At 66.7% G+C, this 25,127-nt stretch carries 26 protein-coding genes; 11 read left to right on the forward strand and 15 right to left on the reverse strand.

The features are described 5' to 3' along the window. Nucleotide 1 precedes the first annotated feature (1 nt). Nucleotides 2-1,417: a DUF1254 domain-containing protein gene (locus GJV37_RS20355; RefSeq protein ID WP_193452889.1), complete on the forward strand. Its 1,416-nt coding sequence runs from the start codon at nt 2-4 to the stop codon at nt 1,415-1,417. A 126-nt stretch (nt 1,418-1,543) separates the two neighbouring features. Here GJV37_RS20355 and GJV37_RS20360 read toward each other — a convergent pair whose 3' ends face one another. Beyond that, the gene (locus GJV37_RS20360; RefSeq protein ID WP_193452890.1) at nt 1,544-2,635 is read right to left on the reverse strand and encodes an aminopeptidase; all 1,092 of its coding nucleotides are present in this window, start codon (nt 2,633-2,635) and stop codon (nt 1,544-1,546) included. Between the two features lie 65 nt (nt 2,636-2,700). On the opposite strand from GJV37_RS20360, the gene GJV37_RS20365 reads away from it, so the two are divergent. Both GJV37_RS20365 and GJV37_RS20370 read left to right on the forward strand, forming a co-directional pair. Beyond that, nucleotides 2,701-3,117, forward strand: a complete 417-nt coding sequence (locus GJV37_RS20365) for a PA0061/PA0062 family lipoprotein (protein ID WP_024763679.1) — start codon at nt 2,701-2,703, stop codon at nt 3,115-3,117. Between the two features lie 43 nt (nt 3,118-3,160). After that, nucleotides 3,161-3,601 (forward strand): PA0061/PA0062 family lipoprotein, encoded by a 441-nt coding sequence (locus GJV37_RS20370; RefSeq protein ID WP_193452891.1) that lies wholly within the window; start codon nt 3,161-3,163, stop codon nt 3,599-3,601. Between the two features lie 248 nt (nt 3,602-3,849). Here GJV37_RS20370 and GJV37_RS20375 read toward each other — a convergent pair whose 3' ends face one another. The 5 genes from GJV37_RS20375 to GJV37_RS20395 form a co-directional block, all read right to left on the reverse strand. Next, a complete protein-coding gene (locus GJV37_RS20375; RefSeq protein ID WP_024763677.1) occupies nt 3,850-4,086 on the reverse strand; it encodes a DUF1161 domain-containing protein in 237 nt (78 codons plus the stop codon). Nucleotides 4,087-4,177: 91 nt separating this feature from the next. Further along, the gene (locus tag GJV37_RS20380) at nt 4,178-4,600 is read right to left on the reverse strand and encodes an OsmC family protein (RefSeq protein WP_054907540.1); all 423 of its coding nucleotides are present in this window, start codon (nt 4,598-4,600) and stop codon (nt 4,178-4,180) included. 161 nt (nt 4,601-4,761) lie between these two features. Next, the gene (locus tag GJV37_RS20385) at nt 4,762-4,983 is read right to left on the reverse strand and encodes a DUF1161 domain-containing protein (protein WP_024763675.1); all 222 of its coding nucleotides are present in this window, start codon (nt 4,981-4,983) and stop codon (nt 4,762-4,764) included. Nucleotides 4,984-5,117: 134 nt separating this feature from the next. Beyond that, entirely contained in the window at nt 5,118-5,333 is a 216-nt protein-coding gene (locus GJV37_RS20390) for a dodecin (RefSeq protein WP_017518905.1), read from the reverse strand. 101 nt (nt 5,334-5,434) lie between these two features. Continuing rightward, the gene (locus tag GJV37_RS20395; protein ID WP_024763674.1) at nt 5,435-6,331 is read right to left on the reverse strand and encodes a LysR family transcriptional regulator; all 897 of its coding nucleotides are present in this window, start codon (nt 6,329-6,331) and stop codon (nt 5,435-5,437) included. 158 nt (nt 6,332-6,489) lie between these two features. Between GJV37_RS20395 and trpB the strand changes: the two genes are divergently transcribed. Both trpB and trpA read left to right on the forward strand, forming a co-directional pair. After that, entirely contained in the window at nt 6,490-7,698 is a 1,209-nt protein-coding gene (trpB, locus tag GJV37_RS20400) for a tryptophan synthase subunit beta (RefSeq protein WP_024763673.1), read from the forward strand. Beyond that, complete coding sequence (gene trpA / locus GJV37_RS20405; protein WP_024763672.1) at nt 7,695-8,501, forward strand: tryptophan synthase subunit alpha; 807 nt, start codon at nt 7,695-7,697, stop codon at nt 8,499-8,501. Before trpB ends, trpA begins: the two co-directional genes overlap by 4 nt. A 66-nt stretch (nt 8,502-8,567) precedes the next feature. Here trpA and GJV37_RS20410 read toward each other — a convergent pair whose 3' ends face one another. Beyond that, nucleotides 8,568-10,076 carry a YdgA family protein gene (locus GJV37_RS20410; protein WP_024763671.1) on the reverse strand — a complete coding sequence of 503 codons (1,509 nt, stop codon included), beginning with the start codon at nt 10,074-10,076 and terminating at the stop codon, nt 8,568-8,570. Between the two features lie 191 nt (nt 10,077-10,267). Here GJV37_RS20410 and gloA2 point away from each other — a divergent pair, with 191 nt between their 5' ends. Beyond that, on the forward strand, nt 10,268-10,654 hold the full coding sequence (gene gloA2 / locus GJV37_RS20415) for an SMU1112c/YaeR family gloxylase I-like metalloprotein (RefSeq protein ID WP_037006837.1): 387 nt from the start codon (nt 10,268-10,270) through the stop codon (nt 10,652-10,654). Nucleotides 10,655-10,770: 116 nt separating this feature from the next. Here gloA2 and GJV37_RS20420 read toward each other — a convergent pair whose 3' ends face one another. Beyond that, a complete protein-coding gene (locus GJV37_RS20420; RefSeq protein ID WP_024763669.1) occupies nt 10,771-11,712 on the reverse strand; it encodes an AraC family transcriptional regulator in 942 nt (313 codons plus the stop codon). Between the two features lie 311 nt (nt 11,713-12,023). Between GJV37_RS20420 and GJV37_RS20425 the strand changes: the two genes are divergently transcribed. Continuing rightward, complete coding sequence (locus GJV37_RS20425; RefSeq protein ID WP_024763668.1) at nt 12,024-12,341, forward strand: putative quinol monooxygenase; 318 nt, start codon at nt 12,024-12,026, stop codon at nt 12,339-12,341. Between the two features lie 31 nt (nt 12,342-12,372). On the opposite strand, the gene GJV37_RS20430 is transcribed toward GJV37_RS20425, so the two are convergent. The 5 genes from GJV37_RS20430 to GJV37_RS20450 all read right to left on the reverse strand — a co-directional run bounded on the left by GJV37_RS20430 (nt 12,373) and on the right by GJV37_RS20450 (nt 17,798). Beyond that, on the reverse strand, nt 12,373-14,757 hold the full coding sequence (locus GJV37_RS20430; protein WP_084358466.1) for a TonB-dependent receptor: 2,385 nt from the start codon (nt 14,755-14,757) through the stop codon (nt 12,373-12,375). A gap of 231 nt (nt 14,758-14,988) precedes the next feature. Next, complete coding sequence (locus tag GJV37_RS20435) at nt 14,989-15,930, reverse strand: FecR family protein (protein ID WP_169889440.1); 942 nt, start codon at nt 15,928-15,930, stop codon at nt 14,989-14,991. Continuing rightward, a complete protein-coding gene (locus GJV37_RS20440; RefSeq protein WP_024763666.1) occupies nt 15,927-16,448 on the reverse strand; it encodes a sigma-70 family RNA polymerase sigma factor in 522 nt (173 codons plus the stop codon). Before GJV37_RS20440 ends, GJV37_RS20435 begins: the two co-directional genes overlap by 4 nt. Before the next feature lie 103 nt (nt 16,449-16,551). Beyond that, on the reverse strand, nt 16,552-16,890 hold the full coding sequence (locus GJV37_RS20445) for a DOPA 4,5-dioxygenase family protein (protein ID WP_024763665.1): 339 nt from the start codon (nt 16,888-16,890) through the stop codon (nt 16,552-16,554). Beyond that, nucleotides 16,887-17,798: a choline sulfate utilization transcriptional regulator gene (locus GJV37_RS20450; RefSeq protein WP_037017448.1), complete on the reverse strand. Its 912-nt coding sequence runs from the start codon at nt 17,796-17,798 to the stop codon at nt 16,887-16,889. The genes GJV37_RS20445 and GJV37_RS20450 overlap by 4 nt, the downstream gene beginning before the upstream one ends. Before the next feature lie 114 nt (nt 17,799-17,912). Here GJV37_RS20450 and betC point away from each other — a divergent pair, with 114 nt between their 5' ends. Genes betC through GJV37_RS20465 form a run of 3 tightly spaced genes read left to right on the forward strand, consistent with a single transcriptional unit; the run spans nt 17,913 to nt 21,957 of the window. Continuing rightward, on the forward strand, nt 17,913-19,424 hold the full coding sequence (gene betC / locus GJV37_RS20455; protein WP_024763663.1) for a choline-sulfatase: 1,512 nt from the start codon (nt 17,913-17,915) through the stop codon (nt 19,422-19,424). Between the two features lie 30 nt (nt 19,425-19,454). Continuing rightward, nucleotides 19,455-20,390, forward strand: a complete 936-nt coding sequence (locus GJV37_RS20460; protein WP_084358469.1) for a choline ABC transporter substrate-binding protein — start codon at nt 19,455-19,457, stop codon at nt 20,388-20,390. A 7-nt stretch (nt 20,391-20,397) separates the two neighbouring features. Then, entirely contained in the window at nt 20,398-21,957 is a 1,560-nt protein-coding gene (locus tag GJV37_RS20465; protein WP_193452892.1) for a SulP family inorganic anion transporter, read from the forward strand. A 40-nt stretch (nt 21,958-21,997) separates the two neighbouring features. Here GJV37_RS20465 and aroE read toward each other — a convergent pair whose 3' ends face one another. Next, nucleotides 21,998-22,819, reverse strand: a complete 822-nt coding sequence (aroE, locus tag GJV37_RS20470) for a shikimate dehydrogenase (RefSeq protein ID WP_024763660.1) — start codon at nt 22,817-22,819, stop codon at nt 21,998-22,000. A gap of 158 nt (nt 22,820-22,977) precedes the next feature. Then, entirely contained in the window at nt 22,978-23,892 is a 915-nt protein-coding gene (gene hemF, locus GJV37_RS20475) for an oxygen-dependent coproporphyrinogen oxidase (RefSeq protein ID WP_193452893.1), read from the reverse strand. Between the two features lie 182 nt (nt 23,893-24,074). On the opposite strand from hemF, the gene GJV37_RS20480 reads away from it, so the two are divergent. Continuing rightward, on the forward strand, nt 24,075-25,052 hold the full coding sequence (locus GJV37_RS20480; RefSeq protein ID WP_084358472.1) for an NADPH:quinone reductase: 978 nt from the start codon (nt 24,075-24,077) through the stop codon (nt 25,050-25,052). The last annotated feature ends 75 nt before the right edge of the window (nt 25,053-25,127 follow it).

Here is a 25,127-nt window from a genome sequence, read left to right on the forward strand (position 1 = left end):
CATGAACCCGATCCTGACCCGCCGCCGTCTCATCGGCGCCAGCGGTGCGCTGGGCTTCGGCCTGGCGCTTCCCGACTGGCTGCTCGCGGCCTCTTCCCAGACGAGTGATCCGGCCATGCCCGAGACATCCACTGACCAGGAAACCGTCCGCCAGGCGTGGCTCTATGCCTACCCGATGCTGATGCACTACCAGACGATGCAGAAGCAGGCGCTCGATGCGAAATCGCCGGAGTACGTCGGCGGCTTCGGCGTGTTCCGCCACTACAGCGAACTGTTCACGCCGAACAACCGCGACATCGTCACGCCGAACAACGACACGCCCTACTCCTGGGCCTGGCTCGACCTGCGCGCCGAGCCCTGGGTGCTCAGCGTGCCGGCGGTGGCCGAGGACCGCTACTACGTGCACCAGCTGGTGGACCAGTACACCTTCAACTTCGGCTATGTGGGCGTGCTCAGCACCGGCCGCGAAGCCGGTGACTACCTGATCGCCGGGCCGGACTGGAAAGGCGAGACGCCCAGCGGCATCCGCCAGGTGCTGCGCAGCGAAACGCAGATCGCCATGGTCCTGGGCCGCACCGGCCTGCGCGATGCCAACGACTTGCCGGCCGTGCGCGCATTGCAGCAGCAGTACCGTCTGCGACCGCTGCACGAGTTTGCCGGCAGCACGGCGCCAGCGATCCCTCCGGCGGTGAACTGGCTGCCGTGGGAATTTCCCCGCGACCTGGGGCCGGGCTTCATCCCGCACCTGAACCAGATCCTCGCCTTCTGCCCGGTGGACCCGAGCGAAGTCGAACTGCGCAAGCGCTTTGCCCAGGTCGGCATCGGCGCCGGGCTGGCCTTCAATCCAGCCGCCCTCTCGCCCGCGCAGCGCACGGCGCTGGGCGCCGGCATCCAGCAGGGCGTGGCGGAACTGAAGGCGAAGGTGGCGACGCTGCGTTCCTCCGCTGGTCTGTTCGGCACCCGCTCGGCGATGCACAACGACTACCTCAGCCGCGCCGCCGCGGCGGCCAGCGGCATCTACGGCAACAGCGTGGAAGAGGCGATCTACTTCGGCACGCGCAGCGACAGCAGCCAGCAACCGCTGGTGGGCGGCCAGCGCTACCGGCTGCACTTCCCGGCCGACGCGCTGCCGCCGGCGAAGGAGTTCTGGTCGATCACCCTCTACGACCTGCCGGACCGGCAACTGGTAGCCAACCCGATCCAGCGCTACTGCCTGAGCAGCCGCGATCACCTCGCGCGCGACGCGGACGGCGGAGTGACGCTGTATCTCCAGGCGGATTCGCCCGGCCAGGCCCTGGAGGCGAACTGGTTGCCGTCGACCCGGCAGGGGCCGTTCAACGTCATCCTGCGCATCTACGGGCCGGAGCCGGCCGTTGTGGGCGGGGAGTGGAAGATGCCGGGGGTGGAGCGGGTATGACGCAAGCCGCCAGCGTCCTGCATTGGTTCGCGAGCAAGGACTGGGCGTCCCCCTCGCTCCTACAGGTTGAATCGGCGCTCTGCCTGTAGGAGCGAGCTTGCTCGCGAACCCGCCCCACGCCAGAGCTCAACGAAAGGTGGCGCGCTCCCCGGCAGCGAGGCGTTCGAGCGCCGCCTTGCGTTGATCGGCCGGCAGCGCCCCGAGCTTCTCCACCCGCGCATAGAACGCCGGCCAGTTGCCGCCCACCTGCCTGAACAACGCGGCAAACGCCGGCACCCACTGGTCATACAGCCCGAAGGGCAGCAGCTTGGCATTGTTCATCGGGCCGTTGACCCAGGCATCGAACGGCGCCTTGCCGCCCCAGTCGCGATCGCGCAGCTGTGCATAGTCGTGGCGCAGGCGCTCGAACTCGGCGGCCTTGCCGGCGCGCTTTTCCGCGTCGCTGCGCGGGCTGGCGTACAGCGCCTGCAAGCGCTCGCGGGTATCGAGCACCAGCTGCGTGAAGCGCTTGCGCTGCTCGTCCAGCAGGGGCGATTCATCCGCCAGGTTGCGCGCGGCGCGCCAGCGGCGGCCGCCTTCTTCCTCGACGAAGGAGGCGTAGGACTCGTTGAAGGCGGTGTCACCGGGCAGATAGAACTTCTGGTGCGCCAGCTCGTGGAAGATGGTTTCCGCCAGGCGCTGGTCGCCCCAGCGCAGCATGCTGCTGAGGATCGGGTCGTTGAACCAGCCCAGGGTCGAATAGGCCTCTACGCCGCCGACATAGACGTCCAGCCCCTCGCCCTTCAGGCGCTTTGCCTCGGCCTGTGCGCCGTCGGCGCCGTAGTAGCCGCGATAGGCCACACAACCGGCGATGGGGAAGCAGTGGGTCAGCGGCTGCAGCGACAGCTCGGGCGTGGCGAAGACGTTCCACACCACATTGGGCCGGTGGATGTCGGCGTAGAGGCGATAGCTCTGGTTGTCCGGCAACCCCAGCTCGGCGCTGGCGAAGGCGCGCGCCTCCTGGGACAGTTCCAGGCGCTGGCGCAGCGCGGGGTCACGGCTCGGGTCGGCGACCACCTCGGCCACCGGCTCACGGGCGGCGAGCAGGCGCAACTGGCCATCCGCCAACTGGCCGTAGTAGCTCACCGTGGAACAACCGCTCAGCGCCCAGATCGCCAGGCAGGGAACCCAGCGGCACAGGCGGCGGTCGAGTGTCGGGATAAGAAGGCGGAAGGGCATGCGCGGAACATAGCACAGCGCCTGGTCCGCTCGCTGCCGCCCCTTTCTGACCAGGAGCCACCCCGATGCGCACCCTCCTCATTCCCGCCGGACTGCTCGCCCTGAGCGGCTGTTCGATGCTGATGCCCCAGCCGGACCCGAACCGCGCCTGGGTCGACCTGGACACCAACAGCCAGAGCGACCTGGCCGCCATGGAGGTGGACAGCAAGGAGTGGTCCAGCACGCGTTACTTCGAGGTCGACCCCGGCTCCCACGAGTTGCGCGTGCGCTTCCAGTTCCAGGTCGAGCCGGTGGATATCGGCCCGGTCGCCGAATCGCTGTGGCGCGATTGCGAGATGACGGTGCAATACAAGGACTTCAGCGCCGGCCAGCGCTACCGCCTGGAGACCGGCAGCATCGGCTTCCGCCCCTGGGCCAAGCTCTACGACGCCCAGGGCGGCGAGATCGCCCGTGGTCGCGAACGGGGCTGCGCGAAGGCCTGAGCGGGGTATGCTGTGGACTGACTACAGCCCACGGTAACTCTCCATGCGCCCGCGCTTACTGCCTGCCTTCGTCCCGCTGAGCCTCGCCCTGCTCGCCGGCTGCGCCAGCCCGCTGCCCGCCCACGACCCGCAGCTGGCCTGGATCGATCTCTACACCGCGGCCGGCAGGACCCTGATGGCCGAGCGCCTGGACGGCAAGTCGGTGAACGACGGGCGCTACTACCAGGTGACGCCGGGCCGCCACGAACTGCTGGTGCGCTTCCAGTACGAAATCCCCAGCGGTGGCGGCATGGGCGCGATGAGCGACCCTTCGGAGCTGACCTGCCGGGTCAAGGTGACCTACGACGATTTCGCCGCCGGCCAGCGCTACCGGCTGGAGCTGCGCCCGCAATTGCGCAGCGCCCTGGCATTGCTGACCGATGCCAGTGGGCAATTGGTGGCGAAAACGGATTTCCAGGGGCCGGTGAATTGCGGGCCGTTCTAGCGGAATAGCAGGCTTCGTGGGCGCAACGGTCTTTCTCGGGAAGCCCGTACCGATGCGTCCCCCTCACCCCGCACCTGACTACGCGCCCCGCACCTGGGAGAGCAGGGGCCGCACATGCCGGTTGACGCCGAAGTTTCATCCAGCCCCGAACAGTCCCCTCTCCCCCTGGGAGAGGGTTAGGGTGAGGGCCGCCCCAAGCGCAGAGGCATCTCATCGCGGCGGACGTCGTCCCGGCGTGGAGGGGAAACTCAGCCGTCGTTCTTCTGATAGATGATCCGTCGTTTACCGTTGTCGCAGGTGCCGACCACCATGTTCGGGTCCTTCACCTCGGCCTTGTCCACGATCTCCAGGGTGTAGGAAGTCACCCCGGCGGCCTGGATCTTGGTCTCGATCTCGGCCTTGAGTTCCTCGCAGGGCTTCACTGCCGCCCAGCTCGCGCCGCTCGCCAGCAGCAGCGCCGCACCGGTCGCCACGGCCCACTTCATCGTCGTCATCACAATCCCTCGTCAAAGCCCCACGGCGGGGCACCCTATCCTAACGGTGGACCGCCACCGCGCAACAGAGTGCCCCGACGGCTCATTCGAGGCTGGCGTCGAGGGTGATGCGCGCGTTGAGCACCCGCGAGACCGGGCAACCGGCCTTGGCCTTGTCGGCGATGGCCTGGAAGGTCTGCGCATCGGTACCCGGCACCTTCGCCTTCAGGGTCAGGTGCACGGCGGTGATGGTGAAGCCATCGGTAAGTTTCTCCAGGCTGACTTCGGCCCGGGTGTCGATGCTTTCGGCGGTCAGGCCTTCCTCGCCCAGCATCATCGACAGCGCCATGGAGAAGCAGCCGGCGTGAGCCGCGCCGATCAGCTCCTCGGGGTTGGTGCCCGGCTTGTCCTCGAAGCGCGTGTTGAAGCCGTACGGCTGTTCCTTCAGCGCGCCACTCTGCGTGGAAATCGTGCCCTTGCCGTCCTTCAGGCCGCCCTGCCAGTGAGCCGATGCCGATTTTTTCATGTCGCTTCCTCCGTTCGGGTTGCAGTCAGGACGTTCGAGGCCGGCGCGAGGGCAGGGGTTCAGCTTTTCTAAAAGGCTCTGCGCAGGATCGAGGGGAACGCCGGTGCATGAAAAAGGCCGGGCCCCTCGCGGGTGCCCGGCCTGCCGGCGTTCGCCGGGAATCACTTCGAATAGACGATTTCCTTGGTGCCGCCTTCACAGGAGCCGACGACTTGCTTGCCGCCCGCGCTGCCCTTGTCGACGACCTCCAGGTTGAACGAGGCAACGCCTTTGGCCTTGATCTTCGCCTCGATCTCCGATTTCAGCTCTTCGCACGGCTTGCCGGCAGCCATCGCATGGCCCGCCAGGGCGAAGATCCCCACAGCCAACAGGAACTTCTTCATCGGTAACGCTCCCTCGTCGTTCACAGGAAAAGGCCCGAGCGGGCCGGAAAACCGGGATACCCCGGTGCGCACATCCACGCGCCGCGCCAGCATGGCCCAGGCGCGTGACAAAAAAGCCGCGTGACAAAAAAGACCTAGCTGTTGGCAATCCTGAAACCGACCTTGATCGTCACCTGGTAGTGACCGACCGCGCCGTTCTCGATATGCCCACGGGTATCCACCACCTCGAACCACTCCAGGAAGTCGATGCTCTTGGCCGCTTCCGCCAGGGCATTGTTGATCGCGTCCTCGATGCTGGTGCGCGAGGAGCCGACCAGCTCGATCTTCTTGTAGGTGTGGTGATTGGACATGACGCCTCTCCTCATTCGCCGAGCAACGCAGGCAGATTGCCAGCGCACTTAAAGGACAGTAGTAGAGGGGTGGACCCAGGGCAAACGGTCCGGTTCAGTCTTTATGCGACGCCCTTCAACTCCACCTGGAGCCAACGCGCCAAGCGCTCGGCACGCGGATCGGCGCGCCGCTCCGGGACCCACAGTGCCAGCCGCGCGGAGGTCTCTACGAAGCCCCAGGGGGCGGCCAGGCGGCCGGCGGCAAGGTCGTCGGCCACCAGTTGCTGTGGCGCGATGGCCACGCCCAGCCCGGCCACCGCGGCTTCCAGCAGGTAGTAGAGGTGCTCGAAACCCTGGCCGAGCTTCAGCCGTGCCGGCTCCAGGCCATGGCGCGCGGCCCATTCCGGCCAGGCTTGCGGGCGCGAGACGGTGTGCAGTAGCGATTCGCCCAGCAACGCCTCGGCAGGCGCCGCGCTCAACTGCTCGAAGCGCGGTGAACGCGGACTGAGCACCGGGCCGATGCTTTCCACCGCCAGTTCCAGCACGCGCATGTCCGCCGGCCACGGCGGCGCGGCGAAGCACAGGGTGGCGTCGAGGCCGCCACGGCGCGGATCGAGGTCGCCATCGCTGGCCGATAGTTGCAGGCGCAGATCCGGCAGGTCGCGGTTCAGGCGATCCAGGCGCGGGATGAACCAGCGGGCAAGCAGGCTGCCGGGACAGCCGAGAACGAACGGCGCATCACCGCCAGCCTGACGGCGCAGTTCGGCGCAGACGCTGCGCAGGCGCTCGAAGGAGTCGCTGGCCACTTCGCTCAGGCGCATGCCGGCATCGGTGAGTTTTACGCCGCGCCCTTCCTTGACGAAAAGGGCGACGCCCAATTCTTCCTCCAGCAGGCGGATCTGCCGGCTGATCGCCCCATGGGTGACACTCAGCTCATCCGCCGCCGCGCTCACGCCGCGCAGGCGGGCAGCGGCTTCGAAGGCGCGCAGGGCATTGAGGGGCGGAAGGTCGCGGCTCATGGCATTCAACCTGTGAGTTTTTCTGACATGTCATGGCGATCTTATCGCTTTTCCCCGTCCTCCCACAGCCGTATCCTGAGCACCATTCGTAGGAGCGGACTCTGTCCGCGATAGCGCCCGGCGGGCACCCTACTTCACGACCCCAGAGGAGCCTTCCCATGTCCACACTGCGCACCGGTCCAGACGCCAAGGGCCTGTTCGGCAGCTTCGGCGGCCAGTACGTCGCCGAGACCCTGATGCCGCTGATCCACGACCTGGCCCGCGAGTACGAGAAGGCCAAGGACGATCCGGAATTCCTCAAGGAACTGGCCTACTTCCAGCGCGACTACGTCGGCCGTCCGAGCCCGCTGTACTTCGCCGAGCGCCTGACCGAGCACTGCGGCGGCGCGAAGATCTACTTGAAGCGCGAAGAGCTGAACCACACCGGCGCGCACAAGATCAACAACTGCATCGGCCAGATCCTGCTGGCCAAACGCATGGGCAAAAAACGCATCATCGCCGAGACCGGCGCCGGCATGCACGGCGTGGCCACCGCCACCGTGGCCGCGCGTTTCGGCCTGCAATGCGTGATCTACATGGGCACCACCGACATCGATCGCCAGCAGGCCAACGTGTTCCGCATGAAGCTGCTGGGCGCCGAGGTGATCCCGGTCACCGCCGGCACCGGCACCCTGAAGGATGCAATGAACGAGGCCCTGCGCGACTGGGTGACCAACGTCGACAGCACCTTCTACCTGATCGGCACCGTGGCCGGCCCGCACCCGTACCCGGCGATGGTCCGCGACTTCCAGGCGGTAATCGGCAAGGAAACCCGCGAGCAACTGGCCGAGAAGGAAGGGCGTCTGCCCGATTCGCTGGTCGCCTGCATCGGCGGCGGCTCCAACGCCATGGGCCTGTTCCACCCGTTCCTCGATGACACCAGCGTCAAGATCATCGGCGTGGAAGCAGCCGGCCACGGCATCGAGACCGGCAAGCACGCGGCCAGCCTGAACGGCGGCGTACCGGGCGTGCTGCACGGCAACCGGACCTTCCTGCTGCAGGACGAAGACGGCCAGATCATCGACGCGCATTCCATTTCCGCCGGCCTGGACTACCCCGGCATCGGCCCGGAACACGCCTGGCTGCATGACATCGGCCGTGTCGAGTACACCTCGATCACCGATCACGAAGCCCTCGACGCGTTCCACCAGTGCTGCCGCCTGGAAGGCATCATCCCGGCGCTGGAGTCCTCCCACGCCCTGGCCGAAGTCTTCAAGCGCGCACCGAACCTGCCCAAGGACCACATCATGGTGGTGAACCTGTCCGGTCGTGGCGACAAGGACATGCAGACCGTCATGCACCACATGCAACAGGAGCCGCAAGCATGAGCCGCCTGCAGACCCGCTTCGCCGAACTGAAACAGCAGAACCGCGCTGCCCTGGTGACCTTCATCACCGCCGGCGACCCGGGCTACTCGACCTCGCTGGACATCCTCAAGGGCCTGCCCGAAGCCGGTGCCGACGTGATCGAGCTGGGCATGCCGTTCACCGACCCGATGGCCGATGGCCCGGCGATCCAGCTGGCGAACATCCGCGCCCTGGGCAACGGCCAGAACCTGGCCAAGACGCTGAAGATGGTCCGCGAATTCCGCGCCGGCAACGACACCACCCCGCTGGTGCTGATGGGCTACTTCAACCCGATCCACTACTACGGCGTGGACAAGTTCATCGCCGACGCGAAGGAAGCCGGCGTCGACGGCCTGATCGTCGTGGACCTGCCGCCGGAGCACAACGAAGACCTGTGCCACCCGGCGCAAGCGGCGGGCATCGACTTCATCCGCCTGACCACTCCGACCACCGACGACAAGCGCCTGCCCACCGTGCTCGAGGGCAGCTCCGGCTTCGTCTATTACGTCTCGGTGGCCGGCGTGACCGGCGCCGGCGCGGCGACCCTGGAACATGTCGAGGAAGCCGTGGCGCGCCTGCGCCGCCACACCGATCTGCCGGTCTCCATCGGTTTCGGCATCCGCACCGCCGAACACGCCGCGAGCATCGCGCGCCTGGCCGACGGTGTGGTGGTGGGTTCGGCGCTGATCGACAAGATCGCCGAGGCGAGCAGTTCCGCTGACGCGGTGCAGGGCGTGCTCGGCCTGTGCCGGCAACTGGCCGAAGGCGTGCGCAACGCTCGCTGAGGATTGTTCTTTGTAGGCGCATGAAAAAGCCCGGCGCGTGCCGGGCTTTTTCGTTTCAGGCGCGGGTTATTCCACGCTTTCTGCCTGCGGCTCTTCTTCCCCGCCGGCAGCGCCGCCGCCCAGGCCAAGACCCTGCGCGGAGCCCATGGCGAAGGCCATGAACTCCGGCACGCTCATGTCCTTGCCGTTGAACTTTACCTGGTCGTTGGCGTAGGCCAGCGAGCTGGACAGGGCGTTGCCGTCGAGCACGGCCCACTGCGAGTTCAGGGCCATGCCGCTGAACAGGTCGGTCATGGCGTCGGATTGCTGCTTGAGCGCAACCGGATCGACGCTGCCGGCAGCCTCGCCACCCAGCGAGCCCTGCAGCGCGACGATGTCGCCGATCACCGCCTTGTCCACCTTCAGGTCAGCCTTGAGCGCGGCGAGGATGCTGCGCGCCATCTCGTCCGGCGTAGCGGCCGCAGCGTTGGGCTTGCGCAGGTCGACCGACAGCGAAGCCTTGGCTACGCCGTGGCTGGTCTGCAGGGACAGTTCGTCCAGCGACAGCACCGGCGAGCCTTCCAGCAGGGCCAGGCCCAGGCGCTTGAGTTCCTCTTCCTGCGCCGGGGTCAGCTCGGTGCTTTCCAGGCTGTCCAGAGCCATCTTGTTGTAGGACTCCTTGAAGGTCTTGAGCACGCCCTCGTCGAGGTTGCGCAGGCTCAGGTCCAGCTTCACGCCGCCGATTTCCTGGCCCTGCACCACGACCTTGCCGACGCGGTAGGAAACGCTCTGGTCGAGGCCCTTGCCGCCCTGCTTGAGGGTCTCTTCGACCACGGCGTCGCGCAACTCGACTTCCGGCGCGCCCGGCGACTTGATGTTCAGGCTCTTGATGGTGGCGGAGCTGGGGCCGAGGGCAAAGCCGTTGGCATTTTCCTTCTTGTCACCCTGCATGCCCAGGTCGCGCAGCTGTACGCGCGCCGGCTGGCCGCTGTTCTCGTCGGTGAAGTCCAGGTCGACCTCGGCGAGGTTGCCCACGGCGCTGACGTCCTTCTTGTCGCCAGAGACGTTGAAGGTGATCTTGGCCGGGGACAGGCGCAGCTTGTCGCTGTCCTTGGCGAATTCCAGGGCAGCGGTCTCGACGGCGCCTTCTTGCTTCTGGTCGTAATGGATGGTCAGCTCGCCGAACAGCGGAGCCTTGCCGCCAGCGGCGGTGAACAGCGGAGCGGTGAGTTCGTTCTGTTCCAGGGCGAAATGGCTCTGCGCCATGACCGGGGCGAGCTTGCCCGCCGCCAGGCGCGAGGCCGGGAAGGGGCCATGTTCCAGACGATCGGTGAACACCAGGATCTGCGGCGCTTCGCCCTCCTTGCCGGTGAAGGACAGGTTGTAGCGCGCGGTGCTGGAGAACAGGCCGCGCTGGATGTCCACCAGGGTCAGGTGGGCGCCCAGGCCAGGGGCTTCCTGCTCGAACAGTTGGTTGGCTTCGGTGATGCCGCGGTTCACTTCCTGCTCGACACGGCTGCCAGTGTACCAGGCGCCGGCAACGGCAGCGCCGACGATGGCAACGGGGATGGCGATGGCCAGGGCGGTCTTCTTCATGCTGATTCCTTTCAAGTGCGGCCGTACGGGGGACGTCCTGTCGACCGTGATTGTGGGGGTGGCGGCGGGATGCTAGCAGGCGCACTGCCATCACTCCAGCGCCGTTGGCGACCGACTTCACAGCGCCAGCATTGACCCGCAGGGGACGGCTGTCAGGATAGAGCGCTCAGACCGTCCGGGAAGCCCACGCCATGACCCTGCTGCACAGCCTCCACCACGTTGCCCTGATCTGCTCGGACTACCCGCGCTCAAAGCACTTCTACACCCAGGTGCTGGGCCTGAAGGTGGTCGCCGAGACCTACCGCACGGCGCGTGACTCCTGGAAGCTCGACCTGGAGCTGGGCGATGCGCGGCTGGAGCTGTTCTCCTTCCCCGGCGCACCAGCGCGGCCGTCCTACCCCGAGGCGCAGGGGCTGCGCCACCTGGCGTTCGCCGTGGATGACCTGGAGAGCGCGGTGGCCCACCTGCAGAGCCACGGCGTGGCCTGCGAGCCGATCCGCGAGGACGATCTGACCGGCAAGCGCTTCACCTTCTTCGCCGATCCGGATGACTTGCCGCTGGAGCTTTACGAGCGCTGATGCCTCCGGCCAACGCCTTTGTAGGATGGCGTGGAGCGATACCCATCAATTCGGTTCGCCTACAGCATGGGTATCGCTGCGCTCCACCCATCCTACGAAAGTGCCCCTGAATCGGCTCAGGCCGGCACGGCCTCGCTGTCCAACGCCCCGCGCAGGCTCGCCAGGTCGCGCAGCGGCGGCGCGCCGAACAGGCGGCTGTACTCGCGGCTGAACTGCGACGGGCTCTCGTAGCCGACGCGATGCCCGGCCACCGCCACTTCCAGCCCTTCCGACAACAACAGCCGCCGCGCTTCCTGCAAGCGCAGCTGCTTCTGGTACTGCAACGGGCTCAGGGCGGTCACTTCCTTGAAGCGGTGGTGCAGGGTGGACACGCTGAGGTTCACCTCGCGGGCCAGGTCCTCGATACGCAGGGACTTGTCGTAGTTGCGGTTGAGCCACTCGATGGCGCGGGTGACGCGGTGGGTCTGGCTGTCGGTCATCGCCAGGTCGTGCAGCAGGTGGCCCTGCGGGCCCCGCAGCAGGCGGTAGAGGATTTCGCGGACGAACAGCGGCGCCAGCATCTCGATGTCGCGCGGGGTATCCAGCAGGCGCATCAGGCGCAGCAGCGCGTCAAGCACGGTGCAGTCCAGGCGTTGCAGGTAGATGCCCCGGCTGGCCGGGCGCGGCGCACTGCCGGCGAGGCCGGCCTCGGCGATCAGCCGGGTCAGCTCGCCGGGGTCGATGTCCAGGCGGATCGACAGGTAGGGCTTCTCCGGCGAGGCCTCGATCACCTGGCCGGAAACTGGCAGCGTCACCGATACCACCAGCAGGTTGAGTTCGTCGTAGCGATACACCTCGCTGCCCAGGCGCACTTCCTTGCAGCCCTGGGCGATCACGCACAGGGCGGGGCGATAGAGGGTCGGCATGCGGCCCTCGTGGGGGCAGTCGCTGCGGCCGACCAGCAGGGAATCGATGGCGGTCTCGAAGACGCCTTCACCCTGGCAATGGCGCTGGATGATGTCGGCCAGCTCCTGGCGGCCGGCGGCAATGGGATCGTAGGCGGGAACGGACTGGGACATGCACAGGACCTCCAGTGGCGGCGCTCGAAGCTTACGCCCGCGCCGCGTGCGCGAGTGTGACAGTAAGGCAGCCGCTGGAGGATCAGGCAAGCAATCGGCAGGAATGGACAAGCCACAGCTGCATTCACGCACGCACCGCGGCGGTGCATGGCCTGGAAACGACCGGTTACAGAGGTTGGCAAACCTGCCGCAGGATCAGGCAAGAAGCCGACAGCATCCGGATAACGCCCGGGGCTGGCGGGGCCGTACTCTTGCTGTCAGTCGTCCGAGGAGCCACTTCGGACTTCTTCCTGTAACGCGGAGGACAGGACATGCACTGGCAAACCCCCATCGAACACGAATTGCAGATCCACCCCCGGACGGGACACGAGGCGGAACTCGGCGCCCTGATCGACAACCTGGTCGACGGCGCCCGCCGCGCACCGGGGTGCCTGCGCTGCCAGTTGGTCGCCCGTGAGAACGGCCAGCCGTGGCTGCTGCAAGGCAGCTGGCAAGACGAAGACGCCCTGCTGGACTACTTCGCCACGCCCTCATTGCAGCTGCTCGGCGAGGTGCTCTTGTGCCACTGCCGAAGTCTCAGCGGCGGCATAGTGGAAACCCTCGATCAGGCCACCGGAAAGGTGGCCTGAGTCTTTTTAGGTAGAGAGCTTTCAGGCCCTTTTAGTACGCCAGGCTCCACCCCAGGGTGAACGTGCGGCCACGGCCCTGGTAGTCATAGAGATAGGCCGGCCCGTAGGTCGGCGAATAGAACAGTGCGGCGCGCTGGCCCCAGACGGTGCTGTACTGCTTGTCCAGCAGGTTCTGGATACCGGCGCTGAAGGTGCCGAAGCCGGTCTTCTGCTCGCCCATCAGGTCGAAGGTGGTGTAGCCGTCGATCTCGTGGTCCGCATCGTCCTTCAGGTTGAACGCGTGCTGGGCCTGCAGGCGGGCACTGCGCTCACCATCGCCCCAGCCGACGAACGCGGTGGACTTGGACAGCGACGCGTAGCGCGCATCACGCTTGATCCAGTCGCCATCGGCATCCTCTTCTTCCGAACGCACCAGGTGCAGCGTGGTACCACCCTGCCAACCGTTGTCGAAGTAACGGGTGACCGCGCCCTCGAAGCCGAAGTCGCGGCTCTTCTGGTCTTCCACGTCGATGGTCAGGGTCGCCGCGTCGGTGGTGATGATCTTGTCCGACCAGATGTAGTAGACCGCCGCCTGGGCCTGCCACTGCATGTCGCTGTAGCGCCAGCCGGTCTCGACCTGGCGGCTCTTGATGCCAGCCAGTGGGTTGTCGTCCACCGACAGACCGGCCTTGCCGTAGTACTTGGCCGGGTCGGGCAGGTCGAAGCCTTCGCTGTAGTTGGTCCAGACCTGATGGCCGTTCTTGAAGTCGTAGATCGCGCCGAGGTTGAACAGGTTGACCTGGTAGTCGTTGCTGCCGCCGGGCACGCCTTTGAAGTCATCCACCTCGACGTCCATCTTCTGGTGGCGCGCGCCGCCGGAGAGGGTCAGGTTGTCGGTGGCCTTCCAGTCCAGCTGGCCGTAGAAGGACAGGCCATCGACGACGTAGCTCGGATAGCGCGGTGCGCTGCTGGCGGTTTCCAGGTCCAGGCCGCCGCTCTCGGAGGACAGACGCTGGTCGAAGACCTTCTGCTCGGCGTTGAAGCGCTCGTGGTCGAGGTCCACGCCGTAGGTGAACTTCAACGCATCCCACTGCTTGCTGAACAGGCCCTTCAGGCCGCTGACCTCGAAGTTCTGCTGCGAGCCAGCGAAGTACACACCCTTGGAGCCGGTCGGCTTGCCGGTGTTGTAGTAGGGGAACGGATAGAAGTTGTCGTCTTCCTTGCGGTAGTACGCCTGCAGGTAGAAGTCCTGCTCCAGCAGGTTGCTGTGGTGGTAGTTGGCGTTGAGCAGCACGCGGCGCGAGCGCGGCTCCAGGTCGGTGTCCAGGCCGCTGCGGATTTCCGCATCTTCCAGGTTCGACGGGCCCTGGTACTTCAGGTTGGGAAAGTAGATGCCGGTGCTGCCGTCGTTGCCCGAATCGTAGTACTGCGCCAGCAGGTCGAGGCTCTGCTCGTCGGTGAATTGCGCGGTGAGGTTGCCCATCACGTCGACGGTGCGGTTGTACTGCAGGTCGGTCTGGGTGTTGTCGATGAAGATCTGGTTGCCGCCGCCGTCGTAGAAGGCTTCGTTCTTCTCCGCTGAAATCCCCAGGCGGCCGGCCACGCGGTCATTGCCGCCGCTGACGGACTGCGCGGCGCGAGTGGACAGGTCATCGCTGTTGTTGAAGCCGCTGGTGGCGCCCAGTTGCGTCTCGAAGCGCGCATCACCGGCCGCGCCCTTCTTGGTGATGATGTTGATGATGCCGCCGGTGGCGCCGCCGCCGTAGATCGCGCTGGCGCCGGAGAGCACCTCGATGCGCTCGACGTTGAACGGCGAGATGCTGTCGAACTGGCGCGACAGGCCGCGCGAGCTGTTCTGGCTGACGCCGTCGATCATCACCAGCACGTTGCGCCCGCGCATGTTCTGGCCGTAGTTGGTGCGGCCCTCGGGCGCCAGGTCAAGGCCGGGAACCAGCTTTCCCACGGCCTCCTTCAGGCTGACGCCGGTATCGAGCTGTTCGCGCAGCTGGGTCTGGTCGACCACCCAGACGGTGCCGGGGATCGAGCTGATATCGGTGGGTGTGCGCGCCGCCACGCTGATCTGCATCGGCGCCAGGCTCAGGGCGGCGGAGTCGTCCTTCTCGCGCTTGAGCAGCACGGTGCGCTCGTCGGTGAAGCGCCAGCTCACACCGCTGCCGGAAAGCAGTTGGTTGAGCGCTTCCTCGGTGGTGTAGGTGCCGTCCAGCCCTTCGCTCTGCAGGCCCTGGATGTCCTCGGAATTGAACAGCAGGTGCAGCCCGGCCTGGTCGGCGAACTGGGTCAGCGCACTGTCCAGGCTGCGCGGGGCGATATGCAGCTCGACGGCGGCAGCGTTCGCGGCATGGACGACGGGCGCGGCGGCGCCAAGCAGGGAAGCGAGCAGGATCGCGCGGTGCAGCGGGGAAGGACGGTAATGCATGCGGGTGAAATCCGTTCTTGTGTGGGCAGGGTCGCGTATTGAGAATTTTTCGCGTTCCTGCCTACGACGAAACGGTCATGCAAACCTTGCAGTGCTGAATGAAAAATATTTTCATTTTCTTGTCACAGAACGAGACTTCACCTGTAGGAGCGAGCTTGCTCGCGAACCGCCCTGCCTCGGAGTCGCCGGGAAATCCGTTCGCGAGCAAGCTCGCTCCCACACGAAGAACGGTCAGGTTTTTCGGGCGGGGCGGATCAGCACCAGCCAGGGCATATGGGTGACCTTCACCGGCTGCAAGCGCTCCAGGGTCTTGAGCAAGGCATCCGGGTCCCTGAGGTCGAACACGCCGCTGACCTTGTGCTGGCGCAGCGCGCTGTCGGTCAGCACGATGCGGCCCGGCACGTAGCGCTCCAGCTCGTCCAGCACCTCGCCCAGCGGGCGCTGATTGAAGATCAGCTTGCCGCGCTGCCAGGCGCTGGCACTGGACAGGTCCAGCGGCTGCGCCGGCTCGGGCGCGGCGCGCTCGCGGTAACTCAGGCGCTCGCCGGCGGACAGCCGCACCGGCGCGCTGCCGGCGCTGTTCACCTGCACCACGCCTTCGGTCACGTCGACGCGCACCTGCGGCCCACGGCTGTCCACATCGAAGCGCGTACCCACGGCGCGCACCTCGCCGCCCCTGGCCTCGACGATGAAGGGCCGCGCGGCATCCTTCGCCACCTCGAACAAGGCTTCGCCGGTGTGCAGGCGCAGGCGCCGCTGCTGCGGGCTGAAGTCGACGGACAAGGCGCTGTCACTGTTCAGCCACACGCGGCTGCCATCGGCCAGCTGCAGCATCCGCCGCTCACCCGTGCGGGTCGCGTAGTCGGAATAGAGCCCGGCCAGCGGCTCGGGCAGTGCGATGGTGACGGCGATTGCCGCGACACAGGCGGCAGCGGCCAGCGCCAGCCACCGACGCGGGCGCCGGGCGCGGCGACGGTAATCCTCGGCGTGGCGGGTTTCCGGCAAGGCCCCCCACAGCGCCTCGGCCTCGCGAGCGGCACGCTCGTGTTCCGGGCTCTGCCCGCGCCAGCGCAGGAACTCCATGCGCTCGCCAGCACCGGCGCTGCCCGCATGCAGCTGCACCAGGCGCTCGATGGCTTCATCGCCCAGCAGGTTCTGTTCGACGCGGCTCATGGCGCGTCTCCCTGGCGCTGCGCCCAGTCGCGGCAATGGCGCATGGCCTGGACGATGTACTTGCCCACCATGCTCTCGGAAACGCCCAGGCGCTGGGCGATCTGCGCGTGGGTGAGGCCGTCGAGGCGGTTCATCAGCAACGCCTGGCGGGCATTGGCGGGCAATTGGTCGAGGGCGGCGTCGAGGTGCTCCAGCGCCTCATGGGCGAGCAGGCGGTGCTCCAGTCCGGACGCGGGATCGCTGAGGTCATCCGCGGCGGCTTCATCGACATGCAGCTCGGCCAGCCGGCCCTCGCGGCGCAGGCTGTCGATGGCGATGTTGCCGGCGACGCGGAACAGGTAGGCGCGCGGGTCCTGCACCTCGGCTTCGGCAGGGTGGTCGGCCAGGCGCAACCAGGTGTCCTGGGCCACGTCTGCCGCGCGCTGGTTATCGCCCAACCGCCGCGCAAGGAAGCGCATCAGGTCCGCGTAATGCGCCTGGAAGCTCTGCAGCAGGGAGGAGGAGGCGAAGCGCCGCATGATGGCCGAAATACCCCGAAAAACCGGCCAACGTCTGTCCGACCGATGCGAAGGGACGGCAGCATACACCGAATCGAGAATTATTATCGAATGCAAAAACGTGTCAGCTCGTGAACGGCGAGAGGTCCAGCGGACGTACTTCGCCCATCCATAGACCGTGATCGCGGTGGTCGCGCAGGTCATCACCCGTGTTGGGGTGGACGAAGATCACCAGGCCATCGCGATTCAGCGCCAGCCACGGCACCAGGGTGGCGAAGGTGGCGTTGTCGAAGGCCAGCTGGCAGCTCCAGTCCGGATGCGGCCCCACCGGGCGCTCGTGCACCCGGCCCATCTTCGCGCCGAAGCGGCTGGCCGCCTCTTCGCACAGGGCGCGGGCACGCGCGAGGCTGCTCGCGTCGAAATAGACGTGGGCGTGGAAATCCTTGATCGGGGTGTCGTTCATCGGTCCTGCTCCAGTTCCGCCTGCAGCCAGTCGACGAAGCGCTGCACCAGGCGCATGCGCCGTTTGCGTTCGGGCAGCACGGCGTAATAGCCGAATCGCGATTGCAGCGACCCGGCGATGGGCCGGCACAGTAACCCCTGTTCCAGCAGTTCGTCGACCAGGTGCCGCCAGCCGATGGCCACGCCCTGCCCGGCGATGGCCGCCTGGATCAGCAGGGTGTAGTTGTCGAAGCGCAACCCGGCCGGGCCCGGCGCCGAGTCGATGGCCAGTTCGCGATAAACGCCAGTCCAGTCGAACCACCGACTGGAGGCTTCGGGTTTCAGGTGCAGCGTCGGCAAGGCCGTGAGCGCCTGGGGCGACAGCGGCAGTTCGCGGCCTGCCACCAGGCGCGGGCTGCACACCGGGAACACTTCCTCGCTGAACAGCCGCAGCGCTTCGCCATGCTTGAAGCGCCCGTCACCGAAGGCAATGGCGACATCGATATCGCTGCGCAGGGAAATCGGGCTGCGATCACTGCTGATCAAACCGACATCCAGCTCCGGGTGTGCCTGGCGGAAGCGCGGCAGGCGCGGCATCAGCCAGTAGGCGGCGAAGGCGAAGTCGGTGGCGACCTGCAGCACTTCGTGGGGGTTTTTCGCGGTCACCGCAGCGATGCCGGCGTCGATGCTCTCCAACCCCGCCTGAACGTGCTGCTGCAGCACCTGCCCACTTTCGGTCAAGGCGATGCCGCGGTGGATGCGGTCGAACAGGCGCACTGCCAGCAGCTTCTCCAGGCGCTTGATCTGCTGGCTGACCGCCGGCTGGGTGGTGCCCAGCTCACCGGCGGCGGCGGTGAAGCTCAGCAGCCGGGCCGCGGACTCGAACACGCGCAGCAGTTCCAGCGGCACGCTCAAGACGGGCTCACGCATAAGTGGACGTTATCCGAAGCATGCCGTGCCATGCGCTTTACCCCGTACTCAGCAGGAAACAGACTCATGACCAACAGCATCCCATAACAGCGCCAACAGGATAAGCCCAACGCCATGAAGCGCCCGAACATTCTCTTCATCATGGCCGACCAGATGGCCGCGCCGCTCCTGCCCTTCTACGACGCCCAGTCGCCGATCAAGCTGCCCTACCTCTCGCGCCTCGCCGGTGAAGGCGTGGTGTTCGACTCGGCCTACTGCAACAGCCCGCTCTGCGCGCCCTCGCGCTTCACCCTGGTCAGCGGCCAGTTGCCGACCAAAATCGGCGCCTGGGACAACGCCGCCGATTTTGCCGCCGACATCCCCACCTACGCGCACTACCTGCGCCGCCTGGGCTACCGCACCGCGCTGTCGGGCAAGATGCATTTCTGCGGCCCGGACCAGTTGCACGGCTACGAAGAACGCCTGACCAGCGACATCTACCCCGCCGACTACGGCTGGGCGGTGAACTGGGACGAGCCGGACGTGCGCCCGAGCTGGTACCACAACATGTCCTCGGTGCTACAGGCCGGCCCGTGCGTGCGCACCAACCAGCTCGACTTCGACGAGGAAGTGGTGTTCAAGGCGCGCCAGTACCTCTACGACCATGTGCGCGAACACCCCGAGCAGCCGTTCTGCCTCACCGTGTCCATGACCCACCCGCACGACCCCTACACCATCCCGCGCGAGTACTGGGACCTGTACCGTGACGAGGACATCCCGCTGCCCTCGGTAGAGATCGCCCAGGGCGAGCAGGACCCGCACTCGCAGCGGCTGCTCAAGGTGATCGACCTGTGGGGCCAGAAGATGCCCGAGGAGAAGGTACGCGCCGCCCGCCGCGCCTACTTCGGCGCGTGCAGCTATGTCGATGCGCAGATCGGCGCGCTGCTGCGCACCCTGGAGGATTGCAACCTGAGCGATGACACGCTGATCGTGTTCTCCGGCGACCACGGCGACATGCTGGGCGAGCGCGGCCTCTGGTACAAAATGCACTGGTTCGAGATGGCCGCCCGTGTGCCGCTGCTGGTGCACGCGCCCAGGCGTTTCGCGCCACGCCGGGTCGGCGAATCAGTGTCCACCGTCGACCTGCTGCCAACCCTAGTCGAGCTGGCCGGCGGGCAGGTCGAGCCCGGCGTCGACCTCGACGGCCGCTCGCTGCTGCCACACCTGCAAGGCGTTGGCGGCCACGACGAGGTGATCGGCGAATACACCGCCGAAGGCACCGTCAGCCCGCTGATGATGATCCGCCGCGGCGACTTCAAGTTCATCTACTCCGAGCAGGACCCGTGCCTGCTGTTCGACGTGAAGAACGACCCACGCGAACTGGAAAACCTCATGGATTCGCCGGCCCACGCCAATCGGGTACGCGACCTGCTGGGTGAAGCCCGCGCGCGCTGGGACGTGCCGGCCATCACCCGGCAAGTGCTGGCCAGCCAACGCCGTCGCCGGCTGGTGGCCGACGCGCTGACCCATGGCACGCTGAAAAGCTGGGACCACCAACCCATGGTCGACGCCAGCCAGCAGTACATGCGCAACCACATCGACCTCGACGATCTGGAGCGCCGCGCGCGCTATCCGCAACCGAAATAACAACCACAACACGCCGAAGGGGAAGGGAGCATGAAGAACACCGTACGAAGAGCATCGACGCTGTTGCTGGCCGGCGCACTCGCGCTGGGCGGCCCGCTGGCCCGGGCCGAAGATGAAGCCTGCAGTACGGTGAAACTGGCCGATCCGGGCTGGACCGACATCGCCGTCACCAACGGCATCGCCGCCTTCCTCCTCGAAGGCCTGGGCTACCAGGTGAAGATCGACACTCTCTCGGTGCCCATCACCTACGGCGGCCTGCGCGACGGCCAGGTGGACGCCTTCCTCGGCAACTGGATGCCGGCGCAGCAGGGCTTCTTTGATCAGTTCATCGCCAGCAAGCAGGTCACCCAGTTGGCGAAGAACCTCCAGGGCACCGAGTTCACCCTGGCCGTACCGACCTACGTGTGGAACGCGGGCGTGAAAACCTTCGCCGACCTGGGCCAGCACGCTGACCAGTTCAACAAGAAGATCTACGGCATCGGCTCCGGCGCGCCAGCCAACCAGTCGATCCAGAAGATGATCAGCGGCGACGAGTTCGGCCTGGGCGGCTGGAAGCTGGTGGAGTCCAGCGAACAGGCGATGCTCGCCGAGGTAGGCCGCGCGGTGAAGCGTGATCGCTGGGTGGTGTTCCTCGGCTGGACGCCGCACCCGATGAACGTCAAATACGACATGAAATACCTCACCGGCGGCGAGAAGTACTTCGGCAGCACCGGCAGCGTGTTCACCGTCACCCGCAACGGCTACGCCGAGCAGTGCCCCAACAGCGGCAAGCTACTGGCCAACCTGTCCTTCGACCTGAAGATGGAGAACGCCATCATGGCCCAGGTGCTGGAGAAGAATATGAAGAACCCCGACGCGGTGAAGGCCTGGATCAAGGCCAATCCGCAGAGCCTCGACACCTGGCTTGAAGGCGTGAAGACCCGCGACGGCGGTGACGCGCTGGCCGCCGTGAAGGCCAAGCTGTAGGCCTTCGATGGAACGTCTGATCCGCCTGTTGCCCTTCATTGCCTGGCTGCCGCAGGTCACGGGGCGCGATGTGCGCCGTGACCTGGGCGTCGGCCTTTCCGGTGCAGTGCTCGCCCTGCCGCAGTCCATGGCCTATGCGCTGATCGCCGGGCTACCGGCGGAGTACGGCTTGTACGCAGCGATGCTGCCGGTGCTGATCGCCTGCCTGTGGGGCTCGTCGAAGCACATGGTCGGCGGACCGACGGCGGCGATCTCGGTGGTGCTGTTCACCGCCATCGCCCCGCTGGCGCCGCCGGGCAGCGCGCAGTTCATCCAGTACGCGCTGCTGCTGACCTTCCTCGCCGGATTGTTCCAGTGGTTGCTGGGCATGCTGCGCTTCGGCGTGCTGGTGAACTTCGTCTCGCACTCGGTGCTGCTGGGCTTCACCTGCGGCGCCGCGCTGGTGATCGTCATCGGCCAATTGCCCTATCTGCTCGGCATCACCACGGGCGGGCAGGGCACGGCGCTGACCAGTGCCGCCGCGCTGTGGTGGAAGCTGCCGCAGTTCCATGGGCCTTCGTTGCTGGTCGGCCTGCTCAGCCTCGCACTGAGCCTGCTGATGAAGCGCTTGTGGCGGCGCGGACCGGCGCTGCTGGTCGGCCTGATCGGCGCCAGCACACTGGTCTGGACGATGCCGGCGACCTTTGCCGGTGTCGCCAGGGTCGCCGCCTTCCGCAGCGCACTGCCGCCATTCAGCCCGTTGCCGTTCGACCTGTCGGCGATTGCCCAGTTGCTCCCCGCCGCCGTGGCCTGCGGCATGCTCGGGCTGGTGACCAGCCTATCGATTGCCCGCGCACTGGCGACCCGCTCGCATCAGCCGCTGGATGCCAATCAGGAAGTGCGTGCACAGGGGTTGTCCAACCTGATCGGGCCGTGGCTGTCCGGCACGCTGTCCGCTGGCTCCTTCACCCGCTCCGGGCTGAACCAGGATGCCGGCGCGCGCACGCCGCTGGCCGGGGTCTTCTCGGCACTGTGGGTGGCGCTGCTGGCGGTGGCGGGCGCTGGATTGATCACGCACATTCCGTTGCCGGCCATGGCCGCCGGCATCCTGCTGATCTGCTGGAATCTGGTTGATCGCCCGGCTTTGCGCGCCTTGTGGAAAGGCAGCCGCGCGGAATCCCTGGTGATGCTGCTGACCCTCGCCGCCACGCTGCTGCTGCCGCTGCAGAATGCCATCTACGCGGGCGTGCTGGCCTCGCTGTTCTTCTACCTCAAGCGCACCTCGCAGCCGCGCGTGCAGCACTGGGAGCGCGAGGACGAGGAGGTGCTGCGCATCGAAGGCTCGATCTTCTTCGGCGCCTGCGACTACCTGCAGAAACGGATGCAGCACAGCCGCAGCGAACGCCTCGTGCTGGACGCCCACCACGTCAACTTCATCGATTTCGCCGGCGCGCAGATGCTTCAGCAGGAGGCTCGGCGCCTCGCGAGCGAAGGCCGCTGTCTGGTACTGCGCAACGCCCGGCCACGGGTGCGCGCGGAGCTGGAAAGGCAGATGGGGAAGGGCGGAGTGTTGCAGGTCGAGGAATAGAGCCGGCAGCCACTGTCGGAGCCCACTCCCAAATCGGTGTTCAACCCTTGAGCTGCGCCCTCAGCTCATCCAGCACCGGCGCCGAATCCGGCCGTACGCCGCGCCACAGCAGGAAGGCTTCCGCCGCCTGTTCCACCAGCATGCCCAGCCCGTCGATGCAGCGCGCCGCACCGTGTTCGGCAGCCCAGCGGTTGAAGGCGGTCACGTCCTTGCCGTACATCATGTCGTAGCAGACGGTGTGGCCCGGTTCGATCAAAGCGGGAGCAATGGGCGGCAGCTCGCCGGCAAGGGAAGCCGAGGTGCCGTTGACGATCAGGTCGAAGGGCTCGGCGCGCAGATCGAATCCGCCGCCGCGCACATTACCCAGGTCCTTGAACTCCTCGGCCAGTTGCTCAGCCTTGAACGCGGTGCGGTTGGCGATGACGAGGCAGGCCGGCTGCTCGGCGAGGAAGGGTTCGAGAATGCCGCGTACCGCGCCGCCGGCGCCCAGCACCAGGATGCGCGCGCCGCGCAGTACGACCCCGTGATTCACCGTCAGGTCGCGGGTCAGCCCGGCGCCATCGGTGTTGTCACCCAGCAGGCCGCCGCCCTCCAGCTTCTTCAGGGTATTCACCGCACCGGCCCGGCGCGCGCGTTCGCTCAGCTCGGTGGCCAGGCGGTAGGCGTCTTCCTTGAACGGCACGGTGACGTTGCCACCCAGGCCCTCAACGAAGAACTCGCGGGCGTTCCCGGCGAAGTCATTCAGCGGCGCCAAGCGCGCGTCATAGCTCAGCACCTGGCCGGTCTGCTCGGCGAACAGGCGGTGAATCTGCGGCGACTTGCTGTGGCCGATGGGGTTGCCGAAGACGCAGTAGCGGTCCATGGGAAGTCCTGGAGCGAGAAGATTGGAAAGGGCAGGAGCTTGCCGGGTTTTCTATCGGGGTGCCAGACCAGGTTCGCGAGCAAGCTCGTTCCTACTGGCAGCTCCGAAGCCGCTCTTGTAGGAGCGAGCCTGCTCGCGAACGCCCCGAAAGATGACGGTCAGGCCTGCGCCAACCAGTCCCGATCCGTGAGGAAGTACTCGGTCAGGCGCGCTTCCTCGCTGCCCGGTTCCGGCTTCCAGTCGTAGCCCCAACGCACCTGCGGCGGCAGGGACATGAGGATCGATTCGGTGCGCCCGCCCGACTGCAGGCCGAACAGGGTGCCGCGGTCGTAGACCAGGTTGAATTCGACGTAGCGGCCGCGGCGGAAGGCCTGGAACTCGCGCTGCTGCTCGGTGTACGGGGTGTTCTTGCGCTTGCGCACGATGGGCAGGTAGGCGGAGAGGTAGGCGTCGCCGATGGCCCGCAGGAAGGCGAAGCTGGTGTCGAAGTCCCACTGGTTCAGGTCGTCGAAGAACAGGCCGCCCACACCGCGCGGCTCGTTGCGGTGCTTGATGTGGAAGTAGCGGTCGCACCATTCCTTGTAGCGCGGGTAGACGTCCTCGCCGAACGGCGCGCAGGCGTCGCGGGCGACCCGGTGCCAGAGCACGCAGTCTTCTTCGTGGGCGTAGTAGGGCGTCAGGTCGAAACCGCCACCGAACCACCACACGGCCTCTTCCCCTTCCTTCTCGGCGATGAAGAAGCGCACGTTGGCGTGGGAGGTTGGCACGTGCGGGTTGGTCGGGTGGATCACCAGCGACACGCCCAGCGCCTGGAAGCCGCGGCCGGCCAATTCGGGCCGGTGTGCGCTGGCGGACGGCGGCAAACCGCTGCCGAATACATGGGAGAAATTCACCCCGCCTTTCTCGATCAGGGCACCGTCGCCGATCACCCGCGTACGACCGCCGCCGCCGGCCGGACGCTGCCAGGCGTCTTCGACGAAGCGTGCGCTGCCGTCCTCGGCTTCGAGTGCGGCGCAGATGCGGTCTTGCAGGTCGAGCAGGTAGGCCTTCACGGCCTCGATGCGGTCGGTCACGAGAATCACCTTGGAGCGGGAAAGCCACGCGTGGCGCGGGCCGGAGCGGGATTTAAGAGCGAAAACGGGCGCAAGCATACCATCGCCGCCGGCAAAGCTGGTCTTGACGGCCGTCAAGCTGGCGGCTTGGATGAAAGTCTTTTCCCCGGCGAGGCAGAGCCTCGCGCCATCAGGAGAGCGACATGGCCAAGCGTGTTCAATTCGCCAAGACCGGCGGCCCGGAAGTCCTCGAAATCGTCGACTACACCCCCGCCGAGCCCGGCCCCAACGAGGTGCGGGTGCGCAACCGCGCCATCGGCCTGAATTTCATCGACACCTACTACCGTAGCGGCCTGTATCCCGCACCGGCGATGCCGTCAGGGGTTGGCACCGAAGGCGCCGGCGAGGTGGAGGCGGTGGGCAGCGCGGTGACCAACGTGAAGGTCGGCGACCGCGTCGGCTACGCCACCGGCCCGCTGGGCGCCTACAGCGAGCAGCACACGCTGCCGGCCGCCAGCGTGGTGAAGCTGCCCGATGCGATCACCTTCGAGCAGGCCGCCGCCGTCATGCTCAAGGGCCTGACCGTGCAGTACCTGCTGCGCCAGACCTACAACGTGCAGCCGGGCCAGACCATCCTCTGGCACGCGGCCGCCGGCGGCGTCGGGCTGATCGCCTGCCAGTGGGCAAAGGCCATCGGCGCACACCTGATCGGCACCGTCAGCTCGGCGGCCAAGGCGGCGCTGGCGAAATCCCACGGTGCCTGGCAGACCATCGACTACAGCCACGAGAACGTGGTCGAGCGCGTGCTGGCGCTGACCGACGGCAAGAAGTGCCCGGTGGTCTACGACTCGGTGGGCAAGGATACCTGGCTGACTTCGCTGGACTGCACCGCGCCGCGCGGCCTGGTAGTGAGCTTTGGCAACGCCTCCGGCCCGGTGGACGGGGTGAACCTGGGCATCCTCTCGCAGAAGGGCTCGCTCTACGTCACCCGCCCGACGCTGTTCGGCTACGCCAGCACGCCGGAACGCCTGCAAGCCATGGCGGACGACCTGTTCGACATGATCACCAGCGGCAAGGTGAGGGTGGAGATCAACCAGCGCTTCAGTCTGGCCGAGGCGGCCAAGGCGCAGACGGAGCTGGCGGCGCGGCGTACCACCGGCTCGACCATTCTGCTGCCCTGACCGGAACAGCGCTCGCGAGCAAGGGCTAGGCGCCCCCTCGGTCCTACAGGGTGCGGCGGTATCGCTTTTTGTAGG

The sequence above is a fragment of the Pseudomonas nitroreducens genome (genome assembly GCF_010994165.1).
Lineage (GTDB): Bacteria > Pseudomonadota > Gammaproteobacteria > Pseudomonadales > Pseudomonadaceae > Pseudomonas > Pseudomonas nitroreducens.

Excerpts from the sequence above, each read along its gene's own strand:
- GJV37_RS20355 (WP_193452889.1), top strand. The coding sequence starts at position 2 with ATGAACCCGATCCTGACCCGCCGCCGTCTCATCGGCGCCAGCGGTGCG.
- GJV37_RS20360 (WP_193452890.1), bottom strand. The coding sequence starts at position 2,635 with ATGCCCTTCCGCCTTCTTATCCCGACACTCGACCGCCGCCTGTGCCGC.
- GJV37_RS20365 (WP_024763679.1), top strand. The coding sequence starts at position 2,701 with ATGCGCACCCTCCTCATTCCCGCCGGACTGCTCGCCCTGAGCGGCTGT.
- GJV37_RS20370 (WP_193452891.1), top strand. The coding sequence starts at position 3,161 with ATGCGCCCGCGCTTACTGCCTGCCTTCGTCCCGCTGAGCCTCGCCCTG.
- GJV37_RS20375 (WP_024763677.1), bottom strand. The coding sequence starts at position 4,086 with ATGAAGTGGGCCGTGGCGACCGGTGCGGCGCTGCTGCTGGCGAGCGGC.
- GJV37_RS20380 (WP_054907540.1), bottom strand. The coding sequence starts at position 4,600 with ATGAAAAAATCGGCATCGGCTCACTGGCAGGGCGGCCTGAAGGACGGC.
- GJV37_RS20385 (WP_024763675.1), bottom strand. The coding sequence starts at position 4,983 with ATGAAGAAGTTCCTGTTGGCTGTGGGGATCTTCGCCCTGGCGGGCCAT.
- GJV37_RS20390 (WP_017518905.1), bottom strand. The coding sequence starts at position 5,333 with ATGTCCAATCACCACACCTACAAGAAGATCGAGCTGGTCGGCTCCTCG.
- GJV37_RS20395 (WP_024763674.1), bottom strand. The coding sequence starts at position 6,331 with ATGAGCCGCGACCTTCCGCCCCTCAATGCCCTGCGCGCCTTCGAAGCC.
- trpB (WP_024763673.1), top strand. The coding sequence starts at position 6,490 with ATGTCCACACTGCGCACCGGTCCAGACGCCAAGGGCCTGTTCGGCAGC.
- trpA (WP_024763672.1), top strand. The coding sequence starts at position 7,695 with ATGAGCCGCCTGCAGACCCGCTTCGCCGAACTGAAACAGCAGAACCGC.
- GJV37_RS20410 (WP_024763671.1), bottom strand. The coding sequence starts at position 10,076 with ATGAAGAAGACCGCCCTGGCCATCGCCATCCCCGTTGCCATCGTCGGC.
- gloA2 (WP_037006837.1), top strand. The coding sequence starts at position 10,268 with ATGACCCTGCTGCACAGCCTCCACCACGTTGCCCTGATCTGCTCGGAC.
- GJV37_RS20420 (WP_024763669.1), bottom strand. The coding sequence starts at position 11,712 with ATGTCCCAGTCCGTTCCCGCCTACGATCCCATTGCCGCCGGCCGCCAG.
- GJV37_RS20425 (WP_024763668.1), top strand. The coding sequence starts at position 12,024 with ATGCACTGGCAAACCCCCATCGAACACGAATTGCAGATCCACCCCCGG.
- GJV37_RS20430 (WP_084358466.1), bottom strand. The coding sequence starts at position 14,757 with ATGCATTACCGTCCTTCCCCGCTGCACCGCGCGATCCTGCTCGCTTCC.
- GJV37_RS20435 (WP_169889440.1), bottom strand. The coding sequence starts at position 15,930 with ATGAGCCGCGTCGAACAGAACCTGCTGGGCGATGAAGCCATCGAGCGC.
- GJV37_RS20440 (WP_024763666.1), bottom strand. The coding sequence starts at position 16,448 with ATGCGGCGCTTCGCCTCCTCCTCCCTGCTGCAGAGCTTCCAGGCGCAT.
- GJV37_RS20445 (WP_024763665.1), bottom strand. The coding sequence starts at position 16,890 with ATGAACGACACCCCGATCAAGGATTTCCACGCCCACGTCTATTTCGAC.
- GJV37_RS20450 (WP_037017448.1), bottom strand. The coding sequence starts at position 17,798 with ATGCGTGAGCCCGTCTTGAGCGTGCCGCTGGAACTGCTGCGCGTGTTC.
- betC (WP_024763663.1), top strand. The coding sequence starts at position 17,913 with ATGAAGCGCCCGAACATTCTCTTCATCATGGCCGACCAGATGGCCGCG.
- GJV37_RS20460 (WP_084358469.1), top strand. The coding sequence starts at position 19,455 with ATGAAGAACACCGTACGAAGAGCATCGACGCTGTTGCTGGCCGGCGCA.
- GJV37_RS20465 (WP_193452892.1), top strand. The coding sequence starts at position 20,398 with ATGGAACGTCTGATCCGCCTGTTGCCCTTCATTGCCTGGCTGCCGCAG.
- aroE (WP_024763660.1), bottom strand. The coding sequence starts at position 22,819 with ATGGACCGCTACTGCGTCTTCGGCAACCCCATCGGCCACAGCAAGTCG.
- GJV37_RS20480 (WP_084358472.1), top strand. The coding sequence starts at position 24,075 with ATGGCCAAGCGTGTTCAATTCGCCAAGACCGGCGGCCCGGAAGTCCTC.